This is a genomic window from uncultured Mycobacterium sp. (genome assembly GCF_964249325.1).
Lineage (GTDB): Bacteria > Actinomycetota > Actinomycetes > Mycobacteriales > Mycobacteriaceae > Mycobacterium.
Genome location: NZ_CAXUCH010000025.1, coordinates 8,592 through 23,077 on the forward strand (window position 1 = coordinate 8,592; position 14,486 = coordinate 23,077).

Sequence of the window (14,486 nt, forward strand, 5' to 3'; positions counted from 1 at the left end):
GTCCAGGACCGCGCGGTGCGCGTCGGTGAACTCGATTTCGGCGCCGGCGGTCAGCGTCAATGGCGCAGTGTCGCTGGCGTGGAACGCGATCCAGCCGTCGTTGCCGGAAATCGTTCCTGCGCCGGACCACATCACCTCTCCGGAGGCCAGCAGCTCGTCGAGCATGGCGGGGGAGTAGTCGCGCACCCGCGGCGCCAATACCAGCGGTTCGATTGCTGAGGCGGGCATGCGCACACCGGCGAGCTGATCGAGCACGGTCATCAACCCGTCGATGCCGGAGTTACTTTCGGCGCCGACCTGCTGCCACGCGGGCAGGAAACGGGCGTAGGCGGCGGTGCTGACTGGCTCGACTTGCGCTCGCAGCGCCGCCAGCGATCGGCGCCGCAGAATCCGCAACACCTCGGCGTCGCACCATTGATCGCCGGCGGCGTCGGCGACGAAGTCGCCGCGCACCAGGCGCCCGTCGGCGGCCAGCCGGCCCAGTACGTCGGCGGTCACCCGAAGACCCAGGCCGAACCGGGTTGCCGCGTCGGCGGTGGTGAACGGGGGATGGGTGCGCGCGTAGCGGCCGAGCAGCTCACCGAGCGGATCGGCGACCGCCTCGGTGAAGCTGGCGGGGACGCCGACGGGCACGGCGACCCCCACACCGTCGCGCAGCCGGCCGATGTCCTCGACCGCGACCCACCAGGTCCGGTCAGCGAAAGACACGGTCAGCGCGCGTCTGGCGGCCCGCAGTCCCTCCAGCCAGCCGCCGACATCCGCGCCGCCGGCGCGGGCGGCGACCTCGTCTTCGGTCAGTGGGCCCAGCAGCCGCAGTAGGTCCGCCACTGCTTCGGCGTCGCGGGCCATCCGGTCGGCCGACAGGTGCTGCAGCTGCCGGCCGGTTGCGGCGATGACGTCGGGGTCGAGCAGCTCGCGCAGCTCGACGCGGCCGAGCAGCTCGGCCAGCAGGGTGGTGTCTAGCGACAGCGCGGCGGCGCGGCGCTCGGCAAGAGGGCTGTCGCCTTCGTAGATGAACGCCCCGACGTAACCGAACAGCAGCGACGCCGCAAACGGCGACGGCGTGACGGTCTCGGCTTCGGCCACCCGTACCCGCCGCTGTGCGATGTCGGCCATAAGTGTGGTCAGCATCGGCACGTCGTAGACGTCTTGTAGGCATTCGCGGATTGCTTCCAGCACGATCGGAAAGTCCGGGTATTTGCGCGCGACGTCGAGCAGCTGGGCGGCGCGCTGGCGCTGATGCCACAGCGGCGAGCGGCGACCGGGGTGTCGCCGCGGCAGCAGCAGGGCACGCGCCGCGCATTCCCGGAATCGCGACGCGAACAGCGCCGAACCGCCCACCTCGTCGGTGACGATCGGGTCGATCTCGTCGGGGTCGAACACGAACAGCTCCGCGCCCGGCGGTGAGCCCGCCGGGTCCGGCCCCGAATCGGCCAGGGTGTCGGGTAACCGCACCACGATGCCGTCGTCGGAGGCGGTCGGCTTGTCGTCGATGCCGTAGCGTTCGCGCAACCGCCGGCCCACCGCCAGCGCGAGTGGGCCGTGCACCCGCAGCCCATACGGTGAGTGCAAGATCACCCGCCAGTCGCCGAGCTCGTCGCGGAACCGCTCCACCAACAGCGTGGTGTCGGTGGGCACCACCGCAGTGGCGCTGCGCTGGTCATCCAGCAGCTGCCACAGGTTGTCGGTGGCGAATGCGTCGAAACCCAATTCGGCGCAGCGCTTTTCGAATACCTTGCGGTCCAGGCCGGCCAGCTCGCCGGTGAAGGCGCCGATCGCGCGGCCCAGCTCGGCCGGGCGTCCGACGTCGTCGCCACGCCAGAACGGCAACCGTGCGGGCTGGCCCGGAGCGGGGATCACCAGTACCCGGTCGTGGGTGATCTCGGTGATCCGCCAGCTGGTCGCGCCGAGCGAGATGACATCGCCTGGCCGTGATTCGTAGACCATCTCCTCATCGAGTTCGCCTACCCGCGAAGGCTTTTCGGTGGCCAGCCAGACGGTAAACAACCCACGGTCGGGGATCGCCCCGCCGGAGGTGACCGCAAGCCTCTGCGCGCCGGGCCGCGCGGTCAAGGTGCCGGTGTCGCGGTTGTAGACCAATCGTGGTCGCAGCTCGGCGAATTCGGTCGAGGGATACTTACCGGAGAGCAGATCCAGTGTGGCCTCGAACGCGCTGCGCGGCAGCGTGGCGAACGACGCGCTGCGCCGCGCGGTGTCGAACCAACGATCGGCGTCCAGCGGCTCCAGCGCGGCCGCCGCCACGGTGTGCTGTGCCAGGATGTCCAGCGGGTTGGCGGGCACCTGCATCGTTTCGATCTGTCCGGCCAGCATGCGCTGGGCCGCGACCGCGCAGCCGATCAGATCGGTGCGGTGTTTGGGAAACAGTACGCCCTGGGAGATTTCGCCGACCTGATGGCCGGCCCGGCCGATGCGCTGAAGGCCGCTGGCCACCGACGGCGGCGCCTCCACCTGGATCACCAGGTCGACCGCGCCCATGTCGATACCCAGCTCGAGGCTCGAGGTCGCCACGACCGCTTTCAGCCGGCCGCTTTTGAGATCGTCTTCGACCGCGGTGCGTTGTTCCTTGCTGACCGAACCGTGGTGCGCGCGGGCCAGAACCGCTGGCGCGCCGTAAGTTTGGCCGCTGCCCAACAGCTGCGCCGGTGCACCGCCGGCGACCTGAAGGTTGGTGGTGGCGGGCAACTCCAGGCCGGAGCGTTCGGCGTGAATCTCGTTGAGCCGGGCGGTGAGCCGCTCGGCGAGCCGGCGCGAATTCGCGAACACGATCGTCGAGTTGTGCGATTCGATCAGCTCGACCAGTCGGGCTTCGACGTCAGGCCAGATAGTGTTGTTCGCCAGGTTGGCCATGTCGGGGACCGGCACCTCCACCGTCAGGTCGATGGTCTTGGGTGACGGCGGTGCGACGATCATGGTCGGCGATTGCCCGGACAAGAATCGGGCCACCTCCTCGGGCGGACTCACGGTCGCCGACAACCCGATCCGCTGCGCCGGCCTCGGCAGCAACTGGTCAAGCCGCTCCAGCGACAACGCCAGGTGTGCGCCACGCTTGGTGTCGGCGATGGCGTGTACCTCGTCGACGATCACCGTGCGTACCGCGGCGAGCGTCTGCCGTGCCGCCGAGGTGAGCATCAAAAACAGCGACTCGGGCGTGGTGATCAACACGTCGGGCGGTTGGGCGATGAGCTGGCGTCGCCGACCGGGCGGCGTGTCGCCCGATCGCACGCCCACGCTGATGTCAGGAACGGGGAGGCCTTGCCGCTCGGCGACGCGGGTGATCCCGCTCAGCGGGGCGCGCAGGTTGCGCTCGACGTCGACGGCCAGCGCCTTCAGGGGTGACACGTAGAGCACGTGCGTGCCTGGCGCGCGTTCGTGACGGGGTGGGCCGCCGACGCGGGCCAGGCTGTCGATGGCCCACATGAATGCCGCCAGCGTCTTGCCCGATCCGGTGGGCGCGATGACCAGTGTGTTGTGGCCGTCGGCTATCGCCGGCCAAGCGCCGGCCTGCGCCGGTGTCGGCGCGGCAAAGCTGCCGGCGAACCACTCCCGTGTCGCGGGAGAAAAGCGGGCCAGCGGATCGGTCGGCGGCAAAGCGCTCACCTAGCCATCGTGCCAATCACCACCGACAAGTGCCGCGACCTCGCCCTCACCGATCCACTAAACAACGGTTTAGTATATTGAACGGTCGTTCAGTCACAACGAAAGGGACAGCCTTGCGCACCACGATGACGACTGTGCTCGTCGCCTTACTAGGCATTCACGCGTTGGCGAAGTTCGCCTTCTTTGCCCTGCCCTACCGCCGGCGCAGAGCAGCTCTGGACAAGAGCTACAACGGCAGGCGTTCAGCCACCACGACGTCGGATACCGTGATGTTGCTTTTCACCATCGTGTTGGCAGCGCTGTTGGTGTGGCGGGGGATTGAAGCGGTGAGCTTTCTGGGCGGCATCTGGATCGGGGCCACGCTGATTCAGCTGTACTTCCACGAGTTTCATGCGCCGGTTCCCGCTGACCGGGCGGCGCCGGAGCCGCTATCGCCGATCAAGACCATGTCGTATGCGATCCAGGACAACCCCTGGCGACCGTGGCGCGAACTATTGACGCTCAGCGCGCTGATCTGCCTGAGCCTGGCATTCCTCGTGGGAGCCGGCTAAGCCGGTCGGCGTTTGTCCGGCGCTACGGCATCGGCTAGCTCCGCCGGAATGCCCGGCACCCGGCCGATCGCATCCAGCAGCGCGTGCGCGCACGCGTCGCCGAGATATTCATCGTCGATCGAGGGGTCCATGATGCGCTGCCGACACATCTCGAAGGTGAACGAGAGCCAGCCGTAGACCGTAGCCCGCAGGTCACGCTCCACCTGTGAGTGCAGACCGTTTCCGAGCCCCCCGGGCACCAACGCGTTGGCGGCCGTCATGACCCGCTCCATCTGGCGTTTCTTGGTGGCGTCGTCAATCTCGACCAGGACCGGGTCGTACCGGCCCGCCCGGACATACACGGCCCACGCTGCGCGCGGGTGCCGCTGGTAGTAGTCCACATACGCCAGCACACCGGCACGCACTCGTTGGAACAGCGTGTCCCCCGCATTGGGCGCATTCTCCGTCGCCTCGAACAGCCGTTCCGCCTCGTACTTGACGACGGCGGCGAAGAATGCCCGCTTGTCGGGGAAGTAGTGGTACATCAACGCCCGTGATATCCCGGCCCGTTCGGCGACCTCGTCGATGCGGACCTCGTCGTAGGGGTGTTGGCCGAACACCTCAGCGCCCAGCGCCAGCAACTCCGCGCGCCGGTCCTTCGGGGACAGTCGCCGCCTGGTCGCCTCCATACTCCGATGTTACGAACAAGCGATTCAACAGACGTCTAATTCGACTTGACCGCCAGCAAAATTACGTGTCCGCGGTCGGCTCTGGGGAGGTCAGCGCTGGTCCGGCGCGATCGCGGCGGCAAGTTTCGCTGGAATACCCGGGACCCGTGTCACCGCATCGAGCAGCGCATGCGCGCAGGCGTCGCTGAGAACACCAATGTCGCTGGACGGGTCCATGATGCGCTGCCGGCACAGCTCGAAGGTGAACGCGAGCCAGCCGTGCACCACCATCCGGACATTCCGCTCGACTTCGGGGTCCAGCTTGTTATCGGGGTGCGCGATCTCACTGATCCGACTCATGACATGTTCGAGCTGGCGATTCTTGGCTTCGTCGTCGATGCCGAGCAGTACCGGGTCGGAGCGGCCGATGCCGACATACGCGGCCCAGGCGGAGTGCGGATGCTGCTGCTGGTATCCCATGTACGCCAGCACACCGGTGCGCACCTCTTCGAACAGTGTCTGACCCGGCAGCGGCAGGTGGTTGGTGGCCTCGATCAGCCGCTCGGCCTCGAACTTGACGACGGCGGCGAAAAATGCCCGCTTGTCGGGGAAGTAGTGGTACATCAACGCCCGGGACACGCCGGCCCGCTCGGCGATCTCGTCGACGCGGACGTCGTCGTAGGGGCGTTGGCCGAAGACCTCGGCGCCCAGCGCCAGCAACTCCGCGCGCCGATCCTCGGGGGATAGCCGCCGCCGCGTCGCTCGCATGCGACCGATGTTACTTGCACTTCAGGTCTTGACCGGCGTTTGCCAGAACTTCACAGTCTTCGTGCTGGCAAAATCGATAGCTGCTCAAATTGTGGGCGGACAGCCGACCGGGCCGGTTACCGCGGCGGCGTCCGGCCATCTGCGAATGTTTCGGGTGGCCACGGGGCTAAGCAGGACGTCCAGTCGGTCGGCGGCCTCCGCCGATCTCACCGCCCATGGCGGGTGATCAACCGCTGGCATTGCGCATGGGCGGAACAACGATCGGCGATCGGCCTACCGTGTGGGCTGCCGCTGTCATCGGTATCAAGCAGCAAAGCCGTTGAACGGCAGGGTTTTCGCTCTCCCAGAAGCGTTGACCGGGGATGACCGGAACCGCTTAGCTCAACGACTTTCACATCGTGAATTTCGATGTTCTCTTCGCCAAAGGCGATCACGCCTGCCTGCGTTTGTACCGCCGAGGGTTCGCACCGCGGTGAACCCCACAAAGACATGCCGGCGACCGGTGCAGCGCACGCTGGTCAGCCAGCGCCATTTTCACGGTCCGGGACGGCAAGCTCAGCGAAGTCATCAAAGACTGGAACAAGCTGTCGATGTGGAAGCAGTTGGGCCGGCCGGTCAGCGAATGCCTGACGTCGGGCCCGGTGTTGTCGGCTTAAGCGCCGCTCGAGCTTGCAACTATGAGTAGGGCTCGTGCCGCCCAGTTGCTTGAAAGACGACACGGCGAGCGATCTGCACCGTGTGGTCGGCGAATCTTTCGTAGAACCGTCCCAACAGGGTTACATCGACGGCCGGACCGACACCATGCGTCCATCCCCGGTCCATGAGTACCGTCAGCAGTTGGCGATGCTTCTCGTCCATCGCGTCATCGTCGTGGCGAATCTCGGACGCTCTTTTCGGGTCACGCGACAGCAACACGTCGCGCGCACCAGCGCTCAATGCCACGGCCAGAGCAGCCATGTCGGCGATGTGCTCGCTGACTTCCGCGGGCACTGCGTGCTGCGGATGGCGTCGCCGGGCGATTTTGGCCACGTGCACGGCCAGGCCACCCATCCGCTCGACGTTGGCAGCGATCTGGATAGCGGTCACCACTGCGCGCAGGTCCGCGGCCACCGGTGACTGCAGGGCCAGCAACAAGAATGCTGTCTGGTCGACCCGAGCGCTTTGCGCGACGATGCCGTCATGGCCGGCGATGACACTTTCGGCAAGGGCCAGGTCCGCTTGCAAAAGGGCATCGGTGGCGCGCCGCATCGCTTGGCCACTCAAGTCGCACAATTCCGCGAGCTGCTCGGTCAGTGCCGAAAGTTGCTCGTGAAATGAGCTTCTCATCGAGCGGGGGTTGCCTGGTGAACCCAAGATAAACTCACTTACCGCATATGTGGCCAGCGTGCAAAGCACATGTAACTCAACGACTATCGTTTACCATCCCCGCCCGGTTGGGAACACCCAATCAATCGGCGGGTTTCAGATCGGTCGCATCGGGCCCGTTGTGAGGCGTGAGCTGGAGGGCGACTCCGGCGTTGAGCAGTCAGCGCCGGCCCCAGCGGCGCCGAGTCAGGGCGCGAATGCCTTTCGCGCTGTTCATAATCGACGCGGTGACCGTGTCCGGCCTTTAGACGAGCCGTTGAGTCGATGCCACAGCCGGAGTGGCAGCAGCCCGATCAACGGTGCTCTTTTGCCCAACTCGCTGTTATCGCGCCGATTGAAGGCGACGGCGTAGCGGCGCGCCTGCTCAGCGGTCGCATACGTCTTACCGCCGCTGGCGTGGCCGCATCCCCTGTCACACTCCCAGTACATTGCCCGGCCCTCGGCGCGAAAGCGCGGTCGATGGCCGACGAGCCGGCATACCCACGGCGCTGCGGTCACGCGGCTTCCGCCGTGGTCAGCGGCATCGCAAGGTCCTCCAGTTTCTGGCCCTCGGCCTTGACTCCCAGCACCAGTTCGACCACGCCTCCGATTGCCATTACGGCCGCACCGATCAGAAATGACATGGCGGCCTGATGCCGGTCCCCGGATTCGATCAGGTCACCGAACAGCAGCGGACCGGTGATGCCGCCGATCGCGGTGCCGACCGCATAGAAGAAGGCGATCGCCAATGCCCGCGTCTCCATCGGGAAGATTTCACTGACCGTCAGGTAGGCCGCGCTGGCACCAGAACCCGCCAGGAAGAAGCAGGCCATGAGAACAGCGAGAAAAGTCCAGACCCCGCCGAATTGGCTCACGAAGATGCCGGCCAGTACGACCGCCACCGCAGCGGAGCCGAGGTACGTCAGCGAGATCATCGGTTTTCGTCCCACCGTGTCGAAGAGTGGCCCGAGTAGCACAGGCCCGGCGAAGTTGCTGAGCGCCCACAGGATGAAGAACACCGGCACCATGCCGGAAGCCACCGAGTAGAAGCCGCTGAGTAACGTGCCGAGGTTGAACGTGACCCCGTTGTACAAGAACGCCTGCCCAATGAAGAGGGCCAGGCCCAGGACCGCGCGGCCGGGGTACAGCGTGAAGGCCACCTTAGCGATCTCGCGGAAAGAGATGACCTTGCGCTGGCGCACAGTCAGGGATCCCTCGGGTTCCGGCAGCTTTTCGTGCTTCTCTTGCTCGATGTCCGCCTCGATGTCGTCGACGATCCGCTCGGCTTCCTCTTGCTGGCCGTGGATGAAGAGCCAGCGCGGACTTTCCGGGACGTTGCGACGCACTATCAGTACCGCTATCCCGAACACGGCTCCGACGCCGAACGCGATTCGCCACCCTATGTGGAGTGGAAACAGGGAGGTGTTTAAGAACAGCAACGCAGCCGCGGCGCCCACCGCCGAGCCCAACCAGTAAGAGCCGTTGATGGCCAGATCGACACGTCCACGCAGCCGCGCCGGGATCAGCTCGTCGATCGCCGAATTGATCGCCGCGTATTCGCCGCCGATACCTGACCCTGCGAAGAATCTCGCCGCGAAGAAGTACCAGGGCGCAAAGGAGAAGGCCGTCGCGGCGGTGGCGACAAGGTATATCGCCAGCGTGGCTATGAAGAGCTTCTTACGACCGAAGCGGTCGGTGAGCTGACCGAAAAACAGTGCCCCGCTGCAGGCGCCCGCAATATAGAAGGCCGCGGCGGCACCGATCTGTGCTGCGGTGATCTGGATGCCGCTGCCCCGCTCGATTAGCCGGGCCGCGACATTGCCCACCATGGTGACTTCGAGACCGTCGAGAATCCAGACGCCGCCCAATCCGACGACCACCCGCCAGTGAAACCGCGACCAGGGCAGCCGGTCCAGCCGAGCGGGCACCTGCGTGGTGATCGTGCCGGTCTGTACGCCTTCGCTCATTGCAGCCTCTTCCCCTCCGTCGGCGTGCCCGGCGGCATACCCAGAAAGGTGAGGTTATATCCCGCGGGTCGAGCCGTTCGGTGTGGACTCCGTTTGTCGAACTCGTTCACGGGTTACCCAGGCTTGGAAATCCTGTGTCGGAGGGACGTGATGGCAACTAACGATCACAATGCAAAACAAGAGCAGCTAGATCAATATCGGGTCAACCGGGCAACCGGCTACCTGACCACACAGCAGGGTGTTCGCGTCGATCACACCGACGACGCGCTGAGCGTCGGGGAGCGCGGACCTACGCTGCTGGAGGACTTCCACGCGCGGGAAAAAGTTACTCACTTCGACCATGAACGCATCCCGGAACGCGTGGTACATGCGCGCGGCGCGGGGGCGTACGGATATTTCGAGCCCTACGACGACTCGCTGGCCGACTACACCGTCGCGAAGTTCTTGACCACCCCGGGCAAACAAACGCCGGTGTTCGTGCGGTTCTCCACGGTCGCCGGTTCTCGCGGCTCGGCCGATACCGTTCGCGACGTCCGTGGGTTCGCGACGAAGTTCTACACCGACCAAGGCAACTACGACTTGGTGGGCAACAACTTTCCGGTCTTCTTCATCCAGGACGGCATCAAGTTCCCCGACTTCGTGCATGCGGTCAAACCCGAGCCACACAACGAGATCCCCCAGGCGCAATCTGCGCACGACACCCTGTGGGACTTTGTGTCGCTGCAGCCGGAGACGCTGCACGCGATCATGTGGTTGATGTCGGATCGGGCCTTGCCGCGCAGTTTCCGGATGATGCAAGGCTTCGGCGTGCACACCTTCCGGCTGGTGAACGCCCGCGGCGAGGGCACGTTCGTGAAGTTTCACTGGAAGCCGCGGCTGGGAGTGCACTCGCTGATCTGGGACGAATGCCAGAAAGTTGCCGGCAAGGATCCCGATTTCAACCGCCGCGACCTGTGGGATGCCATCGAGGCGGGCCAGTACCCCGAGTACGAACTCGGGGTGCAACTGGTACCCGAGCGTGACGAGTTCTCTTTCCAGTTCGACCTGCTCGACGCAACGAAAATCATTCCCGAAGAACAGGTTCCGGTACACCCAGTGGGCAAGATGGTGCTCAACCGCAACCCGGACAACTTCTTCGCCGAAACCGAGCAGGTGGCCTTCCACACCGCTAACGTGGTGCCCGGCATCGACTTCACCAATGATCCGCTACTGCAGTTCCGCAACTTCTCCTACTTGGACACCCAGCTGATTCGCCTGGGCGGACCCAATTTCGCCCAGTTGCCGGTCAACCGGCCGGTGGCCGACGTTCGGAACAACCAACACGACGGCTACAGTCAAATCGCCATTCCACGAGGCAAATCCAGCTACTTCAAGAACACGTTGGGTGCAGGCTGCCCAGCTCTTGCCGACGAAGACGTGTTCCGGCACTACACCGAAAAGGTGGACGGCCACAAGATCCGCCAACGGGCCAAGAGCTTCCAGGATCACTACAGCCAGGCCCGCATGTTCTGGAAGAGCATGTCGGCGGTGGAAGCCGAGCACATCGTCGCGGCGTTCGCCTTCGAGCTCGGCCACGTGGAGACTCGCGAAATCCGCTCGCGGGTGGTCGACCAGCTGAACCTGGTCGACCACGAGCTGGCTGCGCACGTCGCCGGCAAGCTTGGGCTGCCGGTGCCCGACGAGCAACCGGTCGACGACAAGATGCCTGCCTCTCCGGCGCTTTCCCAGCTGAACACCGCCACCGACAGCATCGAAAGCCGCAAGATCGCCGTATTGGCCGCCAACGGCGTCGACGTGCGCGGCACGGACCGGCTGCTGCGGGCGATGCGGGAACGCGGCGCCATAGCTGAGGTGCTTGCGCCGATCGGTGGCGGCACTTTGGCCGGCGGGTCGGGCGGCGAACTGGCCGTGGACCGGGCCATCAATACCATGGCGTCGGTGCTGTACGACGCGGTGATCGTGCCGTGCGGGCCGGAGTCGGTGGCGGCGTTGTCCGATGACGGATATGCGGTGAACTTCGTGACCGAGGCGTACAAGCACCTCAAGCCGGTGGGCGCGTTCGGTGCGGGAATCGAGCTACTGCGCAAAGCGGGGGTGGCTGAACAGCTCGCCGACGGACCAGACGTGGTGTCGTCGATGGGGGTCGTGTCGACCACGGCGGCCGAAGACAGCATGCCGGATGAGTTCTTCGACGCCTTTGCCTCTGTGCTGGCCAAGCATCGGGTGTGGGATCGCGACACCGCCATGGTTCCGGCGTAACCGCGATGAACCTCTCCGACATCGTCGCGGTGCCTCTGAAGTGGGGGTCCGCCCTGCGGCATCGTCGGGTGTTTCACCCGGTCGGAGTCCTGGCCGGCGGCTCACTGGAACGGCTGGCGTCGCCGGGCCAGGGGCTGCCGATCACCTCATGCGACGTCGTCGCCCGCGTCTCCAAGGGCGCCGGCACCCCAGGTGCGCTGCCCGACATCATCGGGCTGGCCTGGAAGATGCCGCCCACGGTGTTCCCGCCAAGCGGCTGGGACGTGCTGTTGGCTTCCGCGGGAGCCGGGCGGTTGACACGGATTGCGCTGCACCCGGTCACCTCGTGGTCGGCGTCGCTGTCGAGTCTGATGCCGTTGCGCTACGAGCAGCGGTACTGGTGGATTCGGGCGCAACTGACCACCGAGATCGGTGAGCCGGGTGTGTCGCTGGAAAGCATCAGGAAGCGCATCGACCAGGGCGGCATCGACTTCAATATCGAACAATCTTGTGGCACAGGGCGATTCGAGCCACTAGCGGTGCTGGCTTTGAGTCGGCTGCTGCCCGACGACGAGTCGCGCGACGTCGTGTTCGATCCCACGATCCACGCGCCGCCCGACGTCACGCTGGCGCCGGGCTGGCTGACCGGTATCCGCCGTCGCGCCTATGACCGCAGCCGCGAAGGCCGCGACGCCGGCGGCTGACAGCACTCAGGTAAACCGCACGCCCTGGGCAAGCGGTAACTGCGACGAGTAGTTGACGGTGTTGGTGGCCCGACGCATATAGGCCTTCCACGCATCGGAACCGGATTCGCGCCCGCCGCCGGTCTGCTTCTCGCCGCCGAACGCGCCGCCGATCTCCGCCCCGGAGGTGCCGATGTTGACGTTGGCGATGCCGCAGTCGGATTCGTCGATGAAACGCTCGGCCTCCCGGACATCCGTGGTGAAGATTGCTGAGGAAAGCCCTTGCGGGACCGCGTTATTCAGCGCTATTGCGTCGTCGAAATCGTCGTAGGTCAGCACGTAGAGAATCGGCGCGAACGTCTCGGTCGCCACGATCGCGGTTTGCGCCGGCATTCGCACCACTGCCGGCGCTACGTAGTACGCGCTCTGTGGTCCGACAGGGTGCCGTTCACCACCGACGACCTCGCCGCCGTCGGCGCGGGCCTGGTCCAGCGCTTTGACCATGTCGGCGTAGGCCTTCTCGTGGATCAGCGGGCCGACCAGCGTGCCGTCAGCCGACGGATCACCGATGCGCAGCTGCCGATAGGCGGCGAGGACACGCGTCACCATCTCATCGGCGATCGACCGGTGCACGATCAGGCGCCGCAGCGTGGTGCAGCGCTGGCCGGCGGTGCCGGCCGCGGCGAACACGATCGCGCGCACCGCCAGCTCCAGGTCGGCCGACGGTGTCACGATCGCGGCGTTGTTGCCGCCAAGCTCGAGCAGCGTGCGCCCGAAGCGTCGCGCCACCCGGGGACCGACCTGCTGGCCCATCCGCACCGAGCCGGTCGCCGATACCAGCGCGATTCGTTCGTCGTCCACCAGCTGCTCGCCGAGGCCGGCGCCGCCGACAAGCAGGCCGCTGACCGCGGGCGGCGCGCCCACATCTTTCGCCGCCCGGGCTATCAGCGCCTGGCAGGCGAGCGCGGTCACCGGTGTCAGCTCCGACGGCTTCCACACCACGGTGTCGCCGCACACCGACGCCACCGCGGTGTTCCACGCCCAGACCGCCACCGGGAAGTTGAAGGCGGTGATCACCCCGACCACACCGAGCGGGTGCCAGGTCTCCAGCAACCGATGTCCCGGCCGCTCGGAAGCGATTGTGCGGCCGTACAGTTGACGCGACAGGCCGACGGCGAACTGGCAGATGTCGATCATCTCCTGCACTTCGCCTGCCGCCTCGGAGCCGATCTTGCCGGCCTCCACGGTCACCAACGTGGCCAGGTCGGCCTTGTGCATGGTCAGTAGTTCACCGAGTCGGGCCACCAACGCGCCGCGTCCCGGCGCAGGTGTGGCTCGCCAGGTCGAAAATGCTTGTGCCCCAGCAGCGATTGTCTGGTCAACGCCGGCGGGTGTGCTCGGCGCGACGGTGAACAGCACATCGCCGGTGATCGGTGTGCGTGCCGGCAGGCCGGGCTGGCCCGGCTCAGCCAGGATCACCGTGGCGCCAATGGCCTCCAGCGCCTGGCGTACCCGGGTGTGTAATTCCTCTGCGGTGGGCACTCTCATGCGGCCGTCTCCTGGGCGGATGCTTCATACAGTGCATAGGGGTCATAGATGGCTCGGTCGATCGCGCCGGCCAGCCATCCCATGCCGTACCCGGAATCGTCGGCGACTTGGGCGGCCTGCGCGTCGGTGTCCAGGTTGGAGCGGAAGATACCGGCTGCTGATGCTGGCAAGAAGTCCTCGTAGACAACGGGTTTCGACGGATCACCGCCGCGGTAGTAGGCCAGCCCCTGAGCCGCCATCTCGGCGTCGGTCGACGGGAAATACCGGGCCCACACCTGCGCCGGATCGGGAGCGGCCATCGCCGCGTCATAGCGTTCGCGGCCCTTCGGCGTCAGCGCGACACCGCGGGCCTCCACCTCACCGAACCGCACCCGCAGTGTCCGCTCGATGACCGTCCCGTCGTCCAAACGGAACCGACGCGGTTCGGCGAGCGCCCGGAACGACGTCTGACGCAAGAGAACTGCCGGACCATCGGTGCGGGGCGGTCCATGGATGGCGTCGATCATGGTGATTCCGCGGGCGGTCATCCGCCGATACAGCTCGTCGATGTCGAGCACCCGCGGCGTCAGGTGGTTGAGGTGGGTCGAGTCGACCCCGGCGATATCGGCGGCCACCGCAGAGACCCGCGACAGCTCCTCATACCACCCACGATCGATCGGCTCCCTTGACAGGGCGAACGCCGCCACCGCCTGTCCCACGAACTGGTCCGCATCACCGGCGTCGCAGCCTCCGTCGGCCGCGACCACCCGGGCCCACGCAATCAACGCCGGGTCGAACAACTGGCGATGCGCCACGAAGGCCTCCACCCGGCGGCGCAGTTCGGCATCGAAGAACCGGCGATCCCGCGTCGCCAGCATGGATGTGAACACCCGAAACGGGTTGCGCGCCAGCTCGGCGTCGTCGACAGGGCGAAAAGCGGTGGCCACCACGGGGATCGGCGACGCGGCGGCACGCAAGTCGTAGTAGCCCACCGAGGCCATGCCGAAGGCCGCGAACAGGTCGGCGACCGCGGCCAGTTCGGCCGGGCTGCCGACCCGGATGGCACCGTGCCGCTCGGCGGTGACCCGCTGTAGCGAGCCGAGCCGTTCGGCGGCCGGATCGCGTGCCAGGTAGTCGCGGTTG

The 14,486-nt window shown here is 66.2% G+C and carries 8 protein-coding genes and 2 pseudogenes (2 of these 10 cut by a window edge); 3 read left to right on the top strand and 7 right to left on the bottom strand.

The genetic code is table 11. The features are described 5' to 3' along the window. A pseudogene (locus tag ACFE99_RS05615) lies at positions 1–3,609 on the bottom strand (ATP-dependent helicase) (it extends 1,088 nt beyond the left edge of the window). Between the two features lie 134 nt (positions 3,610–3,743). Between ACFE99_RS05615 and ACFE99_RS05620 the strand changes: the two are divergent. Further along, entirely contained in the window at positions 3,744–4,169 is a 426-nt protein-coding gene (locus ACFE99_RS05620) for a hypothetical protein (RefSeq protein ID WP_375483214.1), read from the top strand. On the opposite strand, the gene ACFE99_RS05625 is transcribed toward ACFE99_RS05620, so the two are convergent. The 4 genes from ACFE99_RS05625 to ACFE99_RS05640 all read right to left on the bottom strand — a co-directional run bounded on the left by ACFE99_RS05625 (position 4,166) and on the right by ACFE99_RS05640 (position 8,895). Next, entirely contained in the window at positions 4,166–4,837 is a 672-nt protein-coding gene (locus ACFE99_RS05625; protein ID WP_375483216.1) for a TetR/AcrR family transcriptional regulator, read from the bottom strand. The genes ACFE99_RS05620 and ACFE99_RS05625 overlap by 4 nt on opposite strands. A gap of 90 nt (positions 4,838–4,927) precedes the next feature. After that, positions 4,928–5,584 carry a TetR/AcrR family transcriptional regulator gene (locus tag ACFE99_RS05630; protein WP_375483218.1) on the bottom strand — a complete coding sequence of 219 codons (657 nt, stop codon included), beginning with the start codon at positions 5,582–5,584 and terminating at the stop codon, positions 4,928–4,930. A 675-nt stretch (positions 5,585–6,259) separates the two neighbouring features. Further along, positions 6,260–6,910 (bottom strand): phosphate signaling complex protein PhoU, encoded by a 651-nt coding sequence (gene phoU / locus ACFE99_RS05635; protein WP_375483220.1) that lies wholly within the window; start codon positions 6,908–6,910, stop codon positions 6,260–6,262. Positions 6,911–7,443: 533 nt separating this feature from the next. Further along, a complete protein-coding gene (locus tag ACFE99_RS05640; protein WP_375483222.1) occupies positions 7,444–8,895 on the bottom strand; it encodes an MFS transporter in 1,452 nt (483 codons plus the stop codon). Positions 8,896–9,045: 150 nt separating this feature from the next. On the opposite strand from ACFE99_RS05640, the gene ACFE99_RS05645 reads away from it, so the two are divergent. Together ACFE99_RS05645 and ACFE99_RS05650 are read left to right on the top strand one after the other, a co-directional pair. After that, positions 9,046–11,154, top strand: a complete 2,109-nt coding sequence (locus ACFE99_RS05645; RefSeq protein WP_375483224.1) for a catalase — start codon at positions 9,046–9,048, stop codon at positions 11,152–11,154. A 5-nt stretch (positions 11,155–11,159) separates the two neighbouring features. Beyond that, a complete protein-coding gene (locus ACFE99_RS05650; protein ID WP_375483226.1) occupies positions 11,160–11,837 on the top strand; it encodes a phosphodiesterase in 678 nt (225 codons plus the stop codon). Positions 11,838–11,843: 6 nt separating this feature from the next. On the opposite strand, the gene ACFE99_RS05655 is transcribed toward ACFE99_RS05650, so the two are convergent. Then, positions 11,844–13,364 carry an aldehyde dehydrogenase family protein gene (locus ACFE99_RS05655; RefSeq protein ID WP_375483228.1) on the bottom strand — a complete coding sequence of 507 codons (1,521 nt, stop codon included), beginning with the start codon at positions 13,362–13,364 and terminating at the stop codon, positions 11,844–11,846. Further along, positions 13,361–14,486, bottom strand: a pseudogene (locus ACFE99_RS05660) (2-oxoadipate dioxygenase/decarboxylase family protein); it runs 126 nt beyond the window's last position. Before ACFE99_RS05660 ends, ACFE99_RS05655 begins: the two are co-directional and overlap by 4 nt.